Annotated in this window: 16 protein-coding genes; 6 read left to right on the forward strand and 10 right to left on the reverse strand. The window is 66.0% G+C overall.

What is annotated here, in order from left to right; translation table 11 throughout:
* Positions 1–37: 37 nt before the first annotated feature.
* From BKA07_RS05145 to BKA07_RS05160, 4 genes are read right to left on the reverse strand one after another with little or no spacing between them, the layout of a single operon-like run.
* Positions 38–1,198: an acyl-CoA dehydrogenase family protein gene (locus BKA07_RS05145; protein WP_167949949.1), complete on the reverse strand. Its 1,161-nt coding sequence runs from the start codon at positions 1,196–1,198 to the stop codon at positions 38–40.
* Between the two features lie 3 nt (positions 1,199–1,201).
* On the reverse strand, positions 1,202–1,714 hold the full coding sequence (locus tag BKA07_RS05150) for a MaoC family dehydratase (RefSeq protein ID WP_167949950.1): 513 nt from the start codon (positions 1,712–1,714) through the stop codon (positions 1,202–1,204).
* The gene (locus BKA07_RS05155; protein WP_167949951.1) at positions 1,711–2,994 is read right to left on the reverse strand and encodes a CoA transferase; all 1,284 of its coding nucleotides are present in this window, start codon (positions 2,992–2,994) and stop codon (positions 1,711–1,713) included. The genes BKA07_RS05150 and BKA07_RS05155 overlap by 4 nt, the downstream gene beginning before the upstream one ends.
* The gene (locus BKA07_RS05160) at positions 2,991–4,451 is read right to left on the reverse strand and encodes an MmgE/PrpD family protein (protein WP_167949952.1); all 1,461 of its coding nucleotides are present in this window, start codon (positions 4,449–4,451) and stop codon (positions 2,991–2,993) included. Before BKA07_RS05160 ends, BKA07_RS05155 begins: the two co-directional genes overlap by 4 nt.
* 175 nt (positions 4,452–4,626) lie before the next feature.
* Between BKA07_RS05160 and BKA07_RS19725 the strand changes: the two genes are divergently transcribed.
* Positions 4,627–5,382, forward strand: a complete 756-nt coding sequence (locus tag BKA07_RS19725) for an IclR family transcriptional regulator domain-containing protein (RefSeq protein ID WP_167949953.1) — start codon at positions 4,627–4,629, stop codon at positions 5,380–5,382.
* A 187-nt stretch (positions 5,383–5,569) separates the two neighbouring features.
* Here the strand turns inward: BKA07_RS19725 and BKA07_RS05170 are convergent, their stop codons facing one another.
* Positions 5,570–6,691, reverse strand: coding sequence for a tellurite resistance/C4-dicarboxylate transporter family protein (locus BKA07_RS05170; RefSeq protein ID WP_167949954.1), 1,122 nt, complete (start codon positions 6,689–6,691; stop codon positions 5,570–5,572).
* A gap of 233 nt (positions 6,692–6,924) precedes the next feature.
* Here BKA07_RS05170 and BKA07_RS05175 point away from each other — a divergent pair, with 233 nt between their 5' ends.
* The gene (locus BKA07_RS05175; protein ID WP_167949955.1) at positions 6,925–7,767 is read left to right on the forward strand and encodes an ATP-binding cassette domain-containing protein; all 843 of its coding nucleotides are present in this window, start codon (positions 6,925–6,927) and stop codon (positions 7,765–7,767) included.
* 52 nt (positions 7,768–7,819) lie between these two features.
* Entirely contained in the window at positions 7,820–9,997 is a 2,178-nt protein-coding gene (locus BKA07_RS05180; RefSeq protein WP_167949956.1) for a YhgE/Pip domain-containing protein, read from the forward strand.
* Positions 9,998–10,022: 25 nt separating this feature from the next.
* Here BKA07_RS05180 and BKA07_RS05185 read toward each other — a convergent pair whose 3' ends face one another.
* Both BKA07_RS05185 and BKA07_RS05190 read right to left on the reverse strand, forming a co-directional pair.
* Positions 10,023–10,745, reverse strand: a complete 723-nt coding sequence (locus BKA07_RS05185) for an AAA family ATPase (RefSeq protein ID WP_167949957.1) — start codon at positions 10,743–10,745, stop codon at positions 10,023–10,025.
* A 113-nt stretch (positions 10,746–10,858) separates the two neighbouring features.
* Positions 10,859–11,458, reverse strand: coding sequence for a LysE family transporter (locus tag BKA07_RS05190; RefSeq protein ID WP_167949958.1), 600 nt, complete (start codon positions 11,456–11,458; stop codon positions 10,859–10,861).
* Between the two features lie 69 nt (positions 11,459–11,527).
* On the opposite strand from BKA07_RS05190, the gene BKA07_RS05195 reads away from it, so the two are divergent.
* Complete coding sequence (locus tag BKA07_RS05195; protein ID WP_245161849.1) at positions 11,528–12,454, forward strand: ArgP/LysG family DNA-binding transcriptional regulator; 927 nt, start codon at positions 11,528–11,530, stop codon at positions 12,452–12,454.
* Positions 12,455–12,460: 6 nt separating this feature from the next.
* Here BKA07_RS05195 and BKA07_RS05200 read toward each other — a convergent pair whose 3' ends face one another.
* Positions 12,461–13,051 (reverse strand): TetR/AcrR family transcriptional regulator, encoded by a 591-nt coding sequence (locus tag BKA07_RS05200; protein ID WP_167949959.1) that lies wholly within the window; start codon positions 13,049–13,051, stop codon positions 12,461–12,463.
* 154 nt (positions 13,052–13,205) lie between these two features.
* Between BKA07_RS05200 and BKA07_RS05205 the strand changes: the two genes are divergently transcribed.
* Both BKA07_RS05205 and BKA07_RS05210 read left to right on the forward strand, forming a co-directional pair.
* Positions 13,206–13,679 (forward strand): hypothetical protein, encoded by a 474-nt coding sequence (locus tag BKA07_RS05205; RefSeq protein ID WP_167949960.1) that lies wholly within the window; start codon positions 13,206–13,208, stop codon positions 13,677–13,679.
* Positions 13,680–13,713: 34 nt separating this feature from the next.
* Positions 13,714–15,837, forward strand: coding sequence for a RecQ family ATP-dependent DNA helicase (locus BKA07_RS05210; RefSeq protein ID WP_167949961.1), 2,124 nt, complete (start codon positions 13,714–13,716; stop codon positions 15,835–15,837).
* A gap of 9 nt (positions 15,838–15,846) precedes the next feature.
* Here BKA07_RS05210 and BKA07_RS05215 read toward each other — a convergent pair whose 3' ends face one another.
* Together BKA07_RS05215 and BKA07_RS05220 are read right to left on the reverse strand one after the other, a co-directional pair.
* On the reverse strand, positions 15,847–16,608 hold the full coding sequence (locus BKA07_RS05215) for a VOC family protein (RefSeq protein ID WP_167949962.1): 762 nt from the start codon (positions 16,606–16,608) through the stop codon (positions 15,847–15,849).
* Positions 16,609–16,637: 29 nt separating this feature from the next.
* Positions 16,638–17,411, reverse strand: a complete 774-nt coding sequence (locus BKA07_RS05220; RefSeq protein ID WP_167949963.1) for an isocitrate lyase/PEP mutase family protein — start codon at positions 17,409–17,411, stop codon at positions 16,638–16,640.
* Between the last annotated feature and the right edge of the window lie 59 nt (positions 17,412–17,470).

Consider the following 17,470-nt stretch of genomic DNA (forward strand, 5'->3'; position numbering starts at 1 on the left):
ATCTCAGGACCAATGATGGTTGCCGGTGTCGCAGGGCTCAGAATGAACGGGGCATGCCCAGGACGTGCTGTCCGACGAAGGAGAGGATCATGTTCGTCGAGATCGGTGCCACCTGGTAGAGCCGGGTCTCCCGGAACTTCCTCTCGATGTCGTACTCCGTGGTCATTCCGTAGCCGCCGTGGGTCTGCAGCGTGGTGTCCGCGGCCCTCCATGAGGCGTCGGCGGCCAGGAGCTTGGCCATGTTCGCCTCGGCACCGCAGGGCTGGCCCGCGTCGAAGAGATCGGCGGCCTTCCAGCGCATGAGATCGGCGGCTTCGACGTCGATGTGATTTCTCGCGATCGGGAACTGAACGCCCTGGTTCGCCCCGATCGGGCGTCCGAAGACCTCACGCTCGCCGGCGTACTTCGCCGCGCGGTCGACGAACCAGCGTCCGTCACCGATGCATTCGGCGGCGATGAGGATGCGTTCGGCGTTCATCCCGTCCAGGACGTAGCGGAAGCCGCGTCCTTCCTCCCCGATGAGCGCTGAGGCGGGGATCCGCATGTCGTTGAAGAACAGTTCATTGGTCTCATGGTTGACCATGGTCTTCAGGGGGCTGACCGTGAGCCCGTCGAGCTCGCGGATGTCGATGATGAACAGCGAGAGGCCGTGGGACTTCTTCTCGACCCGGTCCAAAGGGGTGGTGCGGGCGAGCAGGATCATGAGATCCGAATGCTGGACGCGGGAGATGAAGACCTTCTGGCCGTTGACGACGTACTCGTCGCCGTCGCGGACCGCGGTCGTGCGCAGGCTCGTCGTGTCCGTGCCTGCGGTGGGCTCGGTGACGCCGAACGCCTGCAGTCGCAGCTGACCGGAGGCGATGCCGGGCAGATACTTCGTGCGCTGCTCGTCGCTGCCGTGGCGCAGCAGGGCGCCCATCGTGTAGAGCTGAGCGTGGACGGGGCCGGCATTGCCCCCGTTGCGGTTGATCGTCTCGAGGATCACCGAGGCATCGCCGAGTCCCAGCCCCAGTCCGCCGTATTCCTCCGGGACCAGGGCGCCGAGGCAGCCCGTCGTGGTCAGCGTGTCGACGAAGGCTTCGGGGTAGGCCTTCTCCTCATCCATCTGCCGCCAGTACTCGTCCGGGAATTCGGCGCAGATCTTGTCGACCAGTCCGCGCAGATCGATGCGGATATCGGTGGAGTCCTCGTTGCTCATCGTTCAGTTCTCCTCTGCTGGTGTCGGTGTGCTCGCCTCGGCGCGGGGGCCGAAGCCTCTCCGGTAGACCATGACGGTCCGCTCGAAGCTGACGACGATTTCGCCGCGTTGATTGAATCCTTCGGTCGCCACGCTGACGATGCCCACGCTGGGACGCGAGTTCGATTCGCGCCGGTCGAGGACCGTGGTGCGTGAGTGCAGGGTGTCGCCCTCGAACACGGGATTGGGCAGCTTGATCTTGTCCCAGGCGAGGTTGGCGAAGACGTTCTGCGACACGTCGCCGACGGTCTGTCCGGTGACGAGGGAGAGCGTGAACGCGGAGTTCACCAGGGGCTGACCGAACTCCGTCCTCTTCGCGTATTCGTGGTCGAAGTGCACGGGCGCCGTGTTCTGGGTCAGCAGCGTGAACCACATGTTGTCGGTCGTGGTCACGGTTCGCCCCAGCGGATGCTCGTAGACATCGCCGACGACGAAGTCCTCGAAGAATCTGCCGTGCCAGCCGGTGTGCGTGGTCATGTGTGTGCCGTCCTATCGGTCGCGGGTTCTGTATCGGCCGGTGGGAATTCCGCCAGCACGGATCGGGTGTGTTCGCCGAGGCGGGGCACGCTTCCGTACTCGCGTCCCTGCGGGCCTGGGACCCAGGGCGGGAGCAGGGTGCGGATCGGTCCCACCGGGGTCGGGGTGTCGGTCCACCGGCGGCGGGCCAGGAGCTGTTCGTGCTCGGCGAGATCGGTGATTGCGTTGAGCCGAGCCACCGCAATGTCGGCGTCGGCGAGGAGGGCGAGGGCCTCGTCCTGCCTGAGCTGGGAGAGCCGGGCTGTGATGATCTCGTCGAGCAGTTCGGCGTTGGCCACGCGTGAGTGCTGCGAGTCGAAGCGGTCGTCGATGGCAAGTGCGGCATCGGACATGACGATTTCGCAGAAGCGCGCCCATTCCCGTTCGCTCTGCACGGCGAAGAGGATGACGTTTCCGTCGCCGGTCGCGAAGGCGCCGTAGGGGGCGATCGTGGCATGCGAGGTGCCGCGGCGGGCCGGTTCCCGTCCGCTGTGGAGCGCGTAGTGCAGGGGATAGCCCAGCCATTCGGAGAGGGCGTCGAAGAGGGAGATCCGCACGGGCTCGACCCGTCCGGTGCGGAACCGGTGGAGCAGGGCGGCGAGGATCGAGGAATAGGCGTAGCTGCCCGCGGCGATGTCCGCGATCGAGATGCCGACCTTGGCCATCATGTCGCCGTCACCGGTGAGGGCGATCATGCCGGTCTCGCCCTGGATGAGCAGATCGTAGGCCTTCGCGTCGGCCATCGGCCCGGTCTCCCCGTATCCGGAGATGGAGCACGCGATGACGTTCGGGTGCCTGATCTGCACGGAGGCCGGGTCCAGTCCGGCGCGGCGGGCCGCGGAGGGGGAGAGGTTCTCGATGAAGACATCGGCACCGGCGAGGAGGCGTTCGAGGCTCGCCGCCCCGTCCTCGGACTTGATGTCGAGAGTGACGGACTCCTTGCCCCGATTGAGCCAGAGGAACGCCGAGGACAGGGTGGCGTCGGCATCGGCGTCGGAGTCGGTGGCCTGTGTGGGCGTCGCATCGCCCGTGACCGTGCGGTCGGCTGTGACCGTGCGGTTGCCTGTCACAGTGCGGTCGTAGCCGCGTGCGAAATCGCCTCCGTCGGGGCGTTCGACCTTGATCACTCGGGCTCCGAGATCGGCCAGCTGTCGTGAGGCGAAGGGTGCGGCGACGGCCTGTTCGAGGGCGAGGACGGTGATGCCGGCCAAGGGGAGGTCCGGGGTGGGTTCGGGGCTCACGGCAGGGCCACCTCGGCGGGAGTCACCGAGGCCACGAGCATCTGGGCGAAGTCGGCCATGGACGACCGCGAGGACAGCCGGCGCAGCGCGGAATAGGTCTCGTCATCGGCAGCGAGTCCGGCGAAGGCGAGGCAGCCGTCGAACTTCGCCCGCAGACGGTCCTCGTCGAGTGGTCGGGTGACATGTCCGCGCGGGCGGTCGACCCGATGCGTGCGAGTGTGCCCGTCCTTCGACGTGGCCGTGACGACCGCGTAGCCGTCGGTCCACTCGGCCGCGCCGATCGGCGGCAGCTGACTCGTCGTCGGAACGACGCGGGGGATGAGCTCCTGCGCCGCGCCGCGATTGACGGCGGCATCGGTGAATGACTGCGGCGTCAGTTCATGGTCGAGGAGCATCGCGGCGATCGCGTACTCCATGCTGAACTTTCCCTCCAGGCCGGTGATCGGGCGATGGTGGATGAGGGGGACGAGGCCTCCCGGTTGGACGCAGACCTCGATGGTCGCGATGTCCTCGGCACGCAGACCGGACTCCGTCAGATCCGAGACGGCGTCCGCCGCGGCCTGGATGTAGTAGCAGCACGGGTACGCCTTGATGTTGAGACCGATCGGCTCGGCCACTGAGTCTGCGGTGGTGACCGTCGCCGCGGTGCCGTTGCTGACGGTGCCGGGCGAATGCAGGGCGAGGAAGCCCAGCGGGCTCTCGAGCTGCGAGGCGTCGGCGGTGAAACCGCCTTCGGCCAGGAGCGCGGCGAGGACGGCGTTGCTGGCCGCTATCCCGGCGTGGAGCGGTTTGGTCATCGTGCCGAAATTCTGGCGGCTGCCGGCGGCAAGCGATCCCGCGACGCCGAGGGCGTGACGGGTGGCGGCGGCATCGAGTCCGAGGAGACAGCTCGTGGCCACCGCCGCCGCCACGGTGCCGATCGTCGAGGTCGAATGCCAGCCCAGCTCGTAATGGCGCTCGATGCCGATGTCCGCTGCGATGATGCGGCCGGCGACGGTGCCGCGGGTGTAGGCGTCGACGACGGTCTGTCCCGACAGATCACGCGCTGCGCTCAGTGCCAGCAGAGCGGGCACGAGGACAGCACTGGGGTGGCTGATCGTGGCGTCGTCGACGTCATCGAAATCGAGCGCATGTGCGGCCAGACCGCCGAGGATGGCGATGGTCTGCGGATCTGTACCGGCGGCGTAGGGGAGTCCGAGGACTCGAGAGTGTGACGCGCCCGAGGCGAATGCGCCGCCTGCGATCCTCACCGCCGGTTCCTCCTGTGCCGCAATGGCACAGGCCAGGGTGTCGACGAAAGCGCGTTCGCCCGCCTGGCTCGTCTCGACCGGGTGCGGGTCCTGCCACTGCGTTGCCAGATGGGTCAGTCGTTCGGTCAGTCCCGCCGCGGTGGCGCTGAGCGGTGCGCTGGTGCGGTCCTCGCCGACGGGTGCGGACGGGGGCGATTCTCGGGGCATCTGATGCGGCTCCTTTGCCGATGTGGTGCGGGTGCGGGTGTGGTGCGGGACCTTCGTGCGTTCCAATAGTTGGAACGGCGTTCCAATCCGTGTTTATCATTGACGAGGTATCGTTCGAAGTCAAGGCCCGCCTGAATGGCAAGACGGCGGAGGAGCACGCGAAGGAGCACTACTCGTGACCGGTTCGAACTCGGCAGGACCGATCCGCAGCGTTGTCAACGCACTTCGGGTCATCGAGGCATTGGCCGAACACAAGGAGATCGGGGTCTCGGAGCTCGCCCGCAGGCTCGAGATGCCCAAGACCTCGACGTACAGGAGCCTCGAGACGCTGGCTCACGCGGGATGGGTCACCCCCTCCGGAGAGGACCGGGCCCGGTGGTCGCTGACGAATCGGGCGCTCATCATCGGGCTCAGCACCGCCTCGGCGGGCAATCTCACTCAGTTGGCGGTTCGGGAGATGAACGGGGTGCGCGACGTCATCGGTGAGACGATGCACCTGCTCATGCTCGACGGCCTCGACCACGTGGTCGTCGCCCGGGTCGACGGGACCAATCCGATCCGGACGTTCCTCGAACTCGGCACCCGCCCGATGTTCCACTCCACCTCGAGCGGCCGTTCACTGCTGTCGGTCATGGCCGAGGCCGACGTGGCCGAGATCCTCGACCGGGAGGCGCGCGAGCAGGACTTCGACCGCGCCGAGGTCCTCGACGAGGTTCGCCTCACACGTGAGCGCGGATATGCGCTCAATCATGCGGAGTGGCGGACGAACATCGCGGCGGTCGGCGTCCCCGTCGTGACTCAGCAGGGCGTCCCCCTCGCCGCGATCTCCATTTCGATGCCGCTGACGAGCTTTCTCGAGCATGACCACGAGCGGGTGGGCCGTCTGCTCGTCGAGGCCGGCGCTCGCATCACCGAATCGCTGATCTGCTGAGTCGAGTCCCTGTCGCGCCGGTTGCGAATCGCACCGGCAGCCACAAAACGCACCGGCAGTCACAAAACGCACCGTTGCAGATGTAGGGCGTGGGGGTAGTTGGGCGTGATGCTCCAGCGGCGCCGCTTCCGCGAAGTCGCGATCAGCTTGCCGCAATCAACCGGCCGCATTCAGCCTGTCGCGACGCTCAACCGACAGAGTTCGATGGGGCTGAGGTCGCTGAGTTCGCCGAGGTCCGCGCCTTCGTCGACCGCACGAACGACCACACCATTCCGCAGAAGACGATCGCCCAGACGGAGAGGCCGATCCAGTACCACTGGGCGCCGATCCACGAGATGACGGGCACCTCGTCGACCCGTCCGACGTTGGTGCTCGCCACGGAGTACATGCCGAGTGGGAAGACCATGCTCCACAATCCGGCCGAATACCCCAGTGGGATGCGGTGACGGAAGTGCCGCCACAGCCCGGCAAGGACGAGTGCGGGGATGAGCCAGGTCGAGATCGCCCATAGGATCGCCGAGGTGCCGGCCACGATGAGCGTCGTGGCCGCGAAGATCGGTGCTGCCCCGCCCTCGAGGATCTTCGATCCCGCCACCACGGAGATGGCCAGCGCCCCCATCATCACCCAATACGGGGCATCGAGATCCTCGGGGCCGATCCGGTGGATCAGGGCCCTCATGCCCACGAAGACGGCGCAGGCGAGATACAGGCCGACGCCGACGCTCCAGGCGATGACCGCGATGACTGCGAGCCCGGCGCTGAAATTCGGCTCGGCTCCCGGGGTCGGGAGATTCGCCATGAGTCCCGACGCGGCGACCGCAACCGACTGGGCGGCGACCACGCAGACGAACCACGTGCCGTTGACTTGCGTGAGGATGGGCGACGTCGAGGAGCCGAGCACGGCGGAGAAGGGGATGAGATAGCCCAGGAGCAGCCAGGCGAGGAGGCCGAGGCAGAAGACCGCGAGCGCGACGCGGAAGTGGGCCTGGCCCTCCAATGCTGTGGCCAGGACATTCGTCGCTGCAACGAAGGTGAAGAATCCGAAGGCCTTCGAAGGGTTGTGGAGATCGGCGCGCAGCTCGTCGTTGTGGGAACAGGCTCGCCAGATGATGAGCGTGAGAAAGAAGATGTAGAGAACCACGGCCACCCAGAACAGGGCGGTCGAGAGAATCATCAGGCCCTTGAGGTGTGCACCGACCGACATGATGCCCGTCGCCATCACGGACGCGAAGCATCCAGGGGTGAGGGTGCCGGGGCTCAGCCCCCACTTGCTCTGCAGGTGCGTCAGGCCCGTCTGTCCAGTGCTCATTCTTCCATTATCGACTTTTTGTGGGATTGCGGACATTCACGGGGGAGTCTGCGGGGATTCTCGTCGTCGACCACTATAGTTACCTATCGGTAACATTATTTGTGCCAAACGGAACGCCCGTCAGCGCCCATGTGGCGTAATGTGCTCGGCAGTGGAACGCGCCAGACCGCGTTCCCGGCGTCATCGGCCGGCACGATCGGTCGACACAGTCGCAGACACTGGGAGCAGTAGAAATGCAGAGCACCTCGCAGAAACTCGCCGAGGAGACAGAGCAGGCAGCGGTCCAGGTCAGCCTCCGCGAGTGGGGGATGTCGGGGAAACAGGGAAACGTCTTCTCCGGGATCGACCTCGACGTGCCCGCCGGAGCCGTCGCCATCATCAAAGGGCCGGCCGGGACGGGCAAAACCTCCCTGTTGCTCTCGATCGCCGGACGCATGCGCGTGGACACCGGTGAGGGCCAAGTGGGCGAATTCGACATCCGCAAGCAGGCCCGCCGTGCCCGCGAGGAGGTCAGCGTCGGCCATATCGACGGGCTGACCGACCTGGAGGACGACTTCACCCTCGCCCAGCACATCGCCGAACGGCTCATCATGCTTCAGCCCTGGTACAAACCGTGGGTCTCGAAGTCCTCTCTGCGCGAGGTCATCGACGTCATCCGCGACACTTTCGACTCCGCCACCGAGGTGATCGACCGCCTCCCCGAGGGGCAGTTCTCCGCCACGGACGCCAGGCATGCCGACTTCCTCATCGACGAGGAGGGCAGGGCCTTCGTCTCAGAGCTCAGCGAGCTGCAGAAGTTCCTCCTCGAGCTCGGTCTCGCCAGCCTCGCCCAGGCCCCGGTCGTCGTGCTCGACAATATCGACTTCCTGCGCGATCGCGGAGACCGGGCACGTGCGTGGGCGGCGATCCTCATCTATCAGGAGCTGCGCCGTCAACGCGAGCCTGAGCGCCCGCTCACGGTGATCGCCTCCTGCGAGGATTCCTCCGAGGTCGACCTCGTCCTCGAAGCCCTGCATACGGAAGTCTCGCCCACCTCGGTGAGCGAACTGCCCCTGACACAGCACCCACGGCACTGAGGCGAGTGCCCCACCCGTTGCGAACCTGATCCGACAATAAGGTGTTTCTTCGATGTTCTCACTGCCCTGGCTCGAACTCAGTCGTTTCAAACGGCACACGATCACCCGTTTGGCGATCATCGTCGTGGCCGTCATCCCCGCGATCTACGGAGGCCTGTACCTGGCCTCGAACTGGGCCCCGACCGACAACCTCGACCAGCTCAAAGCGGCCGTGGTCAACACGGACGAGGGTGCCGAGAGGCCGAAATCGGACGGCGAAGAGCTCCATGCCGGAGACGAGCTCGTCGATCAGATCACTCCCGAGGGCGAAGGCGGTTTCGACTGGCAGGAGACATCGGCGAAGGAGGCCGAAGACGGCCTGGCCGAAGGCGAGTACTTCGCAGTCCTCGAGATCCCCTCGAACTTCTCCGAGCGGCTCGTCTCGACCGGCGGGAACGATCCCGACCAGGCCGGGCTGAATCTGCGCACGGACGACGCGCACAACTTCATCGTCGGCCAGGTGGCCGGCACGATTCTCAACGAGATCAAATCGAGCCTCAACGCGACCACCACCGCCGAATACGTCTCCGAGGTCTATCTCGGCTTCAACGACATCCACTCCTCGACCGAGCAGGCCGTCGACGGCGCCTCCCAGCTCAATGACGGCGCGGTCGATCTGCACGACGGTACGGGCGAACTCTCCGACGGCGCCCACACCCTCGACGAGGGAGTCGGCACGCTCCAGACCGGCATCGGCGACCTCGACGACGGAGCGGGCGAGCTGGTCACGGGCAGCGGTGATCTCAAGACGGGCGCCGACACCCTGGCCACAGGCACCACCGAGGCGAAGAACGGCGCGAAGAAGCTCTCCACCGGAGCGGGTCAGGTCGCCGACGGAACCTCGCAGCTGCGCGACACTGCGGACGAGGCCACCGACAAGGCCGAGGACCTGCGCGATCGCGCCGACGACCTCGTCGAGGGAGCTCGGCCCAAACTCGACCGCGCGGAGGAGGACTTCGACTCCGCACATGAGACGGTCACCGGTGACATGGACGAGCGAGTCGCTCAGCTGCGCGAAGACTACCCGGACGATCCGAATGTGGCGAAGCTCGCCGAGGACATGGACAACCTCGGCGGGGATCTCGACGAGGCCCACGGCCGCGCCTCGAATGCGGCCGATGAGGCGAAGGATCTGGAGGATCCGGTCAAGGACGCCGTCGACGACGTCATGGGCAAGATCAAGCAGGCCGATCAGAAGATCGGCACACTCGACGATGGGGCGCAGAAGGTCTCCACCGGGGCCGATGACCTGCATTCCGGTCTCATCGAGCTCGACACGGGCGCAGGCGACCTCGCCGATGGCGCCGGTGACCTCCATGACGGCACCATCAAGCTCAAGGACGGAACCGAACAGGCCAAGACCGGTGTCGCCGATCTCAAGGACGGATCCTCACAGCTCGCCGACGGTTCGGACGAACTCGACAAGGGGGCGAAGAAGCTCGTCGACGGTTCCGGCGAGCTCGCCGACAAACTCGCCGAGGGGCTCAAGCAGATCCCGACCTACGACAAGTCCGATCGAGAGAACCGCTCCGACGTCGTCGCCATGCCCGTCGACGCCGAGAAGGTCAAGGACAACGCCGTCGACGCCTACGGTGAGGGCCTTGCCGCCTTCTTCGTCTCCCTGGCGCTGTGGATCGGCGGCATGATCACCTACATGGTCATCAACGCCATTCCCTATCGCGCGCTGATGTCATCGGCGAAATCGACTCGCATCGCCTGGGCCGGCTACGTGCCCGGCATCCTGTTCGGAGTCGCGCAGGTGGCGGTGCTCTACGGAGTGCTCAGCTTCGCCCTCGACTTCTCCGTCGGGAGCTGGGTGTGGACCCTGTTGTTCTCGATCCTCGTCGCGGCCAGCTTCCATTCGGTCCACCAGCTCTGTGTCGCGGCCCTGGGCGGTGTCGGCAGACTGATCGCGCTCGTTCTGCTCATGGTCCAGATCGCCTCGGCGGGCGGGACCTACCCGGTTGAGACGGCGCCCGGCATATTCCAGATCATCTCGCCGTTCCTGCCGATGACGCACGCGGTCGAGGGTCTGCGGGCCCTCATCGCCGGCGGTGACATGTTCATCGCCGCCCAATCGGCGGTCGTTCTGCTGCTGATGACCGCGATCTGCCTGGTGGCGACGGTGCTCGTCTGCGGTCGGAAGCGGACGGTCACACTCACCCAGCTGCATCCGAGCCTGTCGTTGTAGCGCTGATCCCCCGCCGAGGCGGAGTTCATTCCCCATCGAAATGCCGCAGGTAGAGCCGGGGTTCGTGGAGGAAGCGCCTCCAATGGTCGACCATGTCGAGGTGATCCCATGTGGATTCGCGCAGTCCCCATTCGCCGACCTCGACGAGTTTGGCTCCCTCTGCCCGTGCGAGGACGGGGGAGTGCGTGGCCATGATGGTCTGCAGCCCCGCGCGATCTCGCTCGCGGATGAGCTGCAGCAGCGTCAGGGAGGCGGTGAAGGACAGCGCGCTCTCCGGTTCGTCGAGGATCCAGAGCCCCAGGTCCATGAACTTGCCTGTCAGCATCTCGATGAACATCTCACCGTGTGACTGTTGGGAATACACATGGCCGCGACCGGCGCCGATCCCAATCAGATGGGCCATGTTCTCGTGCATGGTCTCGGCGCGGAGGAAGAACGCACCGCGTTTCGACGCCGCCCCGCGCACGATCTGCACGTGGTCGCGCAGTTCGGGAACAGCCTCGGCGTGGTCGCGCACTTCCCAGCCCGTACCGCCCCCGTGCGGGAGATCGAGTGCGGTGGCCAGCGCTTCGATGAGCGTTGATTTGCCCGAACCGTTCTCTCCGACGACGACGGTGGTGCGCTCGAACTCGACACCGTCGAGAAAGTCCCGGACAGCGGGAAGATCGCGCAACCAGGGGCTGAGCTCAGGCGGGGAGTGCGCGTGTCGGGACACTGACCGCAATGGGAGATCGACTCGGGAGTCCATGCCTGCCACAGTATCCATCGGCGCGGACATAGCGATCTGGGCAACACCCTTCTGCACGACGACGATGGTAGACAGCCGACGTGGTGCTGATGTCCCCTCGCTGCAGCTGGGTGCTACCCGAACGCAAGCCGCAGGGCCAGGACCACCAGCACGATCGCGATGAGGATGTCGAGGATCTGCCACACTCGCGGCCGAGCCAGATACCCCGACAGCCCGCGGGCGCCGTAGCCGATGCCGAGGAACCACGTGATCGATCCCAGGATCGCCCCGATCGTGAACGGCCAGACACCGCCGGACCCCTGCTGATTCGCGAGGTTGCCGAGCATGACCACCGTGTCGAGGTAGACGCCCGGATTGAGGAATGTCAGGGCCAGGGTCGTGACGACGACGGACTTCAGGCTGCGCTGGTGCGTATCAGCTTCGAGACCCGAGGCCCTGCGTGCAGATTTCAGACTGTCCCACGCGTACCAGAGCAGATAGGCCACACCCAGCCACCGCAGGATCTCCAGCGCCCACGGCGCCACCAACACGATCGCACCGATACCCACCGTGCCGGCCGTGATGAGCAGGGTGTCGGCGAGGATGCAGATGCCGAGCACCACGCCGAGGTGTTCGCGCCGAATGCCCTGACGCAGGACGAGGGCGTTCTGGGGTCCGACGGCGATGATGAGCGACCAACCGGCCAGGGTCCCGCTGATGAGATGAGTGAGCACCCGAAAAGACTATGACGCTCTCGCTGATAAGAAAAACAACATAATCTTTACTTGATGCACAATTGTTTCATGAACATCGATCACGTCAAGGCCCTTGCTGCCGTCGTCGACGAGGGCACGGTGGAGGACGGAGCGTTCGTCCTCGGCGTCACCCCATCGGCGACGAGCCAGCGCATCCGCACCCTCGAATCCCGACTGGGACAAGTGCTCATCCGTCGCACGAACCCCATCACCGTCACCGAGGCGGGGGAAGCGGTGCTCAAATATGCGCGGGAGATCGAGCTCCTCGAGTCCGAAACCATGGATCGTCTCCACGGCATCGACGTCGATGCTCCCGGCGAAGGCGAGGCGAGCGGAGCCAGGAGAGGGAGAGAGCCGACGGTGCTGCGGATCGGGGTCAACGCCGATTCGCTGGCGACCTGGTTCCGGCCGATCTTCGCCGAGGTTGCCGAATGGGACGACATCGTCATCCGCATCGAGGTCGCCGACCAGAATGTGGCCCTGCCCCTCCTGACCTCGGGGGAGGTGCTGGGCACGATCACCTCGGCGGAGTCCGGCGGCTACGGTACCCAGGTCAAGAGACTCGGGTCGATGCGCTACGTCGCCGTCGCGACGAAAGGTCTGCTGGAGAAGCACGGTGCCCACCCCGATGATCACGGCTCCCTCGCCGAGGTGGATCTCGGATCCCTGCCGATGGTGAACTTCGGCAAGGACGATGACCTGCAGTTCGCCTTTCTCCGGCGGGCAGGGGCCACCACGGTCCCGCCGATGTCCGTGGTGCCCAGCTCCTCGGAGTTCGCGGTCGCAGTCGAGGCCGGTGTCGGCTGGGGGCTCATCCCCATCATGCAGCTGGGGGACCTCAGCGATGACCTCGTGCCGATTTCGGACGAGCCGAACATCGACGTGGACCTCTACTGGCATCACTGGAATCTGGCCTCGCAGAAGCTCGGCCGCCTCACCGAGGCGCTCGATCGTGCCGCCGCGCAGATGCGATGAAGGTGCTCAGCTTCTCGGCTCGAGCACCTTCGCGATCAGCCATCTCAGCTGCTGAAGCGCGGCATCGACGGTCACCCTGTCGGGGGTGACGATCGAGTGCAGAGCCAGCCCGTCGAGCATCGTGAAAAGAGCGATCGCCGACGGGCCCGCCTCGGCGGGATCGATATGGCCCTCTTCTGCCAGTATCCCGAGCCAGCGATGCAGACAGTCGTAGGTGACGTCGTGCCCGTACTCGAGGAGGCGCCGGGACACGTCACGCCGATCGGGGCCGAGCGCACTCAAGTGCATCGTGAACCACAGCTCGAGCTGCGCATCGCGGTGTGCGTGTGTGGGGAGGAACTGCGCGCAGCACGCGAAGAGGCGCTCGGCGGGATCCAGGCTGGAATCGGCGATGGAGAAGTCCTTGACCGCGATGTCCATGGAACCGCGAGCGATCGCTTCATGCAGGTCGGACTGGGTGGGAAAGTAATGGCGCAGCGTCGAGGCGCCGATCCCGGCCTCCTTGGCGACCGCTCGCACGCTGAGGCTGGCCTGCCCGGGTGGGGACGCTTCGGCCAGCCGGATCGCTGCCGAGATGATGTCATCGCGTTTGGACATTCGTACTCCGTTCCCTCCCGCGTTCCCGAATCGGTCTCGCGCTTCGACCCCGCCTTCTGTATAGTACAACGTACCAGTACATCGTACTAAGAGCGTCGGACGTTCGCGTCGAACCTCGACCGAGACTCCACCCCGATGAGAATGGAGCCGCACAATGATCGAGAGCATCCAAAACTTCGCCGGTTCGATCCCTGATTGGCTGCAGTGGGCGGGCATCATCCTCGTCTCCGCGATCCCCTTCATCGAGTCCTACCTCGGCTCCGTCATCGGCGTCGCGATCGGACTCCATCCTGTCATCGCCATCCTCATGGCGATCATCGGCAATGTGATCTCGATGCTCGCCTTCGTCTACGGTGCCGGAGCGATCCGCGACAAGGCGAGGAAGGACAAGGACACCGAGCCCTCGCAGAAACGACAGCGGCTCAAGCGCATGTTCGACAGATTCGGAGTCCCCGGAGTCTCACTGCTGGGACAGACGCTTCTGCCCTCGCAGATCACCTCGATGGCCATGGTCGGATTCGGCGCCGACCGCAACGCCGTGACATTCTGGCAGATCATCTCGATCATTCTGTGGGGTGTGCTCGCCGGAGTCCTCGCGACCCTCGGCGTCGAACTCGCGCTGCGCTGAGGGTCGCGTCAGTGCCGACATCTAGACTGGCGCCATGACCGAATCCATCCCGAACGCAGCGACCATCGACGCCGAAGAATTCACCGCTGAGGCACAGCACATCCTGGCCGAGCTCACCGCGAACCCCGACGCGCAGTTCCGGGACGGTCAGCTCGAATCGATCCGCGATCTCGTCGTCGGGAAGAAGCGCGTCCTCGTGGTCCAGCGCACCGGTTGGGGCAAATCGGCCGTGTACTTCGTGGCCACCCGCATGCTTCGAGCGGCAGGCACCGGACCGAGCCTCATCATCTCCCCGCTGCTGGCACTCATGCGCGACCAGATCGCCGCAGCCGAGCGTGCCGGGGTGCGAGCAGCCAGCCTCAACTCCTCCAACGTCACCGAATGGGGCGCTGTCCTCGACGACCTCAGGGCGGGCAGCCTCGACGTCCTCCTCGTCTCGCCCGAACGGCTGAACAACCCCCAGTTCCGGGACGAGGTCCTGCCGCAGCTGCTGGCGTTCCTCGGCCTCATCGTCGTCGACGAAGCGCACTGCATCTCGGACTGGGGTCATGACTTCCGCCCCGACTACCGACGCATCGGACATATCCTGACCGAGCTGCCGGGAAGCACCCCGGTCCTGGCCACGACCGCCACTGCCAACTCCCGTGTCGTCGCCGACGTCGCCGAACAGCTCGGGCAGGACACCACCGTCGTCCGCGGCGAGCTGGCCCGCAACTCCCTCCGGCTGGGCGTCCTGCCCGGACTCGATGCGAGTGCACGCATCGCCTGGTTGAGTTCCCACCTCGGCGACTTCACGGGCTCGGGCATCATCTACACGCTCACGGTCAGCGCCGCCGAGGACATCACGCGTATCCTGCGCGACCAGGGCCACGAAGTCCGCGCCTACACCGGCCGCAGCGATGCCGAGGAACGAGCAGACCTCGAGCAGCAGCTCAAGGACAACCGACTCAAGGCGCTCGTGGCCACCTCGGCGCTGGGCATGGGCTTCGACAAACCCGACCTCGGTTTCGTCATCCACGTCGGCGCCCCGTCGTCGGCCGTCGCCTACTACCAGCAGGTCGGACGCGCCGGGCGCGCAACGGACTCGGCCGACGTCCTGCTCCTGCCCGGCGCCGAGGATCAGGAGATCTGGAACTACTTCGCCACCGCGTCGATGCCCAGCCAGACCGATGCGAACGCGGTTCTCCACGCCCTCGCCGAGGCGGACGGCCCATTGTCCGTCGCCCGCTTGGAGACGCTGGTCGGCACCAAACGCACCCGCCTCCAGCTGCTGCTCAAGACCCTCGAGGTCGAGGACGCCGTCACCAAGATCAAGGGCGGCTACATCTCGACCGGCCAGGGTTGGACCTACGACCAGGAACGGTACGAAAAGGTCGCGGCGGTGCGCGCCGCCGAGGCGCAGGCCATGCTCGACTACGAATCGACCGGCGAATGCCGGATGGAGTTCCTCATCCGCCAGCTCGACGACCCCGATCCACGCCCCTGTGGGCGCTGTGACAACTGCGCGGGAGCATGGTGGTCGGCGGAGATCTCGGACGAGAACAGGCAGGCGACGGCAGGGACTCTGCATCGCATCGGCCTGCCCATCGACCCCCGCAGCACCTGGCCCAGCGGACTGGCCAACATCGGCGTCCCCCTCAAGGGCCGGATTCCCGCCGACGAGCTCGCCGCCGAAGGCCGGGCGATCGCTCGACTGAGCGACCTGGGGCAGGGGCAGACCCTGCGCTCATTCCTTGCTCCGGACGCCCCCGACGCCGAGGTGCCCGCTCAGATTGGCAGGTGGTGCCTCGAAGTCCTCGGCCAGTGGGATTGGGACATCCGCCCCGAGGTCGTCGTGTCGGTGCCGAGCGTGCGTAGGCCGACGACCGTGAGGTCACTGGCAGCGAACCTGGCCGCTGCGGGCAGGCTCATCGACGGCGGCGAACTGCTGCAGGTCCATGACCACGGCAGCCCGGAGGTCAACAGTGCCTTCCGCGTCAAGGACCTCCACGATGCCTTCGTCGTCCCGCCCGAGGTCGAGGAGGCCGTGGCCGGGAAATCGGTGCTTCTCGTCGACGACGAAGTGGTCTCCCGCTGGACGATGGCGATCGGTGCACGACTGCTCAGGCAGGCGGGTGCCACCGCGGTGCTGCCGTTCGCGCTGGCTCTGCGGGGGTGACGCGTTCGCTCACGGATTCTGCTGGAGCTGGAACGTCGCTCCTTCGGGATCGGTGACGGTGGCGATGCGCCCGTACGGTGAGTCCTCGGGGCCGGCGAGCACCTTGCCGCCGAGCTCGGCCACCCGCGTCGCAGTGGCATCCGTGTCCGAGACGTTGATGTAGTCACGCCAGAAGGAGACCTGGGACCATTCGGCGGCGTCGCAGATTCCGGCGACGGCGTTCTCCTCGGTGCCATGGGTCGCATACGGGAAGCTCTCCATGGCAACGATGTCGAAGGAGAAGACGTTCCGGTAGAACTCGGTGGCGACGGGGTAGTCGACGGTCATGAGTTCGAACCACACCGGGGTCCCGGGAGTGAGCGGGGTGTCGAAACCGGTGAAGTCACCGGGCTGCCACATGCCCACACTTGCGCCCGTGGGATCGGTGATGACCGCCATCTGGCCGAGTGCCCCGACTGCCATCGGCTCGGCGACGGGCGCGGCACCGGCGGTGAGTGCCGCCGCATAGGTGTCGGCGATGTCGGTCGTGTGCAGGTAGGTCGTCCACATCGCCGGGATCATCGGATTCGGTGAGCCGTCCATGTTCACGGCGCGCATGGCACCGCCGACGGCGGCTCCGTCCTTCGTGATCATGTGGTAATGGCCGAAGTCGGGCCCCTGATCCTCGAACTCCCAGCCGAAGATCTCTGAGTAGAACTTGGTCGTGGACTCGAACTCGTGGCAGGTGTAATCGATCCAGACGGGTTGTCCTTCACGGAGATTCTCAGGCATTGCGGCTCCTCATCATTGCGGTTGGCGGATCAGTGCCAGTTCCGGGTGAACTCGGCGAAGTAGTCATGCATCGTCGCCTGCAGGAGGGGGCCGAACGTCACCCGCTTCACCCCGAGATCCTGCAGCTGGGAGAGGTCGAGCTCGCCGGGGACGGCACCCTTGATGGGGTGAGCCGTGACATTGAGCGGCAGCGTGACCTGGGACAGCAGAGTCTTGAGAGTCGCGACGTCGGGCAGCCTGACGGGATAGACGGAATCGGCACCCGCCTCGGCACACAGATTGAGCCGACGGACCGCCTCGGCGGTGGGATCGGCGAAGTCTCCGGGACTCTTGAACACATCGGTGCGAGCATTGATGACCACATGCACCCGCTGCGCCTCGGCCGCTCGCCGCAGATCGCCGATGTACTCCGCATGCTCCTCCGGGCTGCGCAGCCGTCCCTCGCTGTGGACCGTGTCCTCGATGTTGAGACCCACTGCACCGGCTTCGAGGAGGCCGGCGATGAGGTCCGGCGCCGAGGTGTCATAACCGGACTCCAGATCGGCGGTGACGGGCACGTCCACGGACCCGCAGGCGCGTGCGATGCCCGCCAGCGCTTGGCTGAGGCTCATGGCTTCACCGTCGGCCGAGCCCACGGAGTCGGCGAGCGGATGGGAGCCGATGCTCAGCGCCTCGAATCCGGACTCGACCATGGCGCGGGCCGACCAGGCGTCCCACACCGTCGGCAGAACGATCGGACGGTCCTGATGGTGAGCCTCGAGCAGGGAGAAGGCACGTTCGGCGAGAACAGAGAAATCGGTCATGTCCAACACTGTCGCACCGATCGACCGCTACGATCCAGTAATCTGGCAAGTTCACCCGA

It is taken from the genome of Brevibacterium marinum (assembly GCF_011927955.1).
Lineage (GTDB): Bacteria > Actinomycetota > Actinomycetes > Actinomycetales > Brevibacteriaceae > Brevibacterium > Brevibacterium marinum.

Excerpts from the sequence above, each read along its gene's own strand:
- BKA07_RS05210 (WP_167949961.1), top strand. The coding sequence starts at position 13,714 with ATGACCGAATCCATCCCGAACGCAGCGACCATCGACGCCGAAGAATTC.
- BKA07_RS05150 (WP_167949950.1), bottom strand. The coding sequence starts at position 1,714 with ATGACCACGCACACCGGCTGGCACGGCAGATTCTTCGAGGACTTCGTC.
- BKA07_RS05160 (WP_167949952.1), bottom strand. The coding sequence starts at position 4,451 with ATGCCCCGAGAATCGCCCCCGTCCGCACCCGTCGGCGAGGACCGCACC.
- BKA07_RS05145 (WP_167949949.1), bottom strand. The coding sequence starts at position 1,198 with ATGAGCAACGAGGACTCCACCGATATCCGCATCGATCTGCGCGGACTG.
- BKA07_RS05175 (WP_167949955.1), top strand. The coding sequence starts at position 6,925 with ATGCAGAGCACCTCGCAGAAACTCGCCGAGGAGACAGAGCAGGCAGCG.
- BKA07_RS05180 (WP_167949956.1), top strand. The coding sequence starts at position 7,820 with ATGTTCTCACTGCCCTGGCTCGAACTCAGTCGTTTCAAACGGCACACG.
- BKA07_RS05215 (WP_167949962.1), bottom strand. The coding sequence starts at position 16,608 with ATGCCTGAGAATCTCCGTGAAGGACAACCCGTCTGGATCGATTACACC.
- BKA07_RS05195 (WP_245161849.1), top strand. The coding sequence starts at position 11,528 with ATGAACATCGATCACGTCAAGGCCCTTGCTGCCGTCGTCGACGAGGGC.
- BKA07_RS05205 (WP_167949960.1), top strand. The coding sequence starts at position 13,206 with ATGATCGAGAGCATCCAAAACTTCGCCGGTTCGATCCCTGATTGGCTG.
- BKA07_RS05200 (WP_167949959.1), bottom strand. The coding sequence starts at position 13,051 with ATGTCCAAACGCGATGACATCATCTCGGCAGCGATCCGGCTGGCCGAA.
- BKA07_RS05170 (WP_167949954.1), bottom strand. The coding sequence starts at position 6,691 with ATGAGCACTGGACAGACGGGCCTGACGCACCTGCAGAGCAAGTGGGGG.
- BKA07_RS05185 (WP_167949957.1), bottom strand. The coding sequence starts at position 10,745 with ATGGACTCCCGAGTCGATCTCCCATTGCGGTCAGTGTCCCGACACGCG.
- BKA07_RS05220 (WP_167949963.1), bottom strand. The coding sequence starts at position 17,411 with ATGACCGATTTCTCTGTTCTCGCCGAACGTGCCTTCTCCCTGCTCGAG.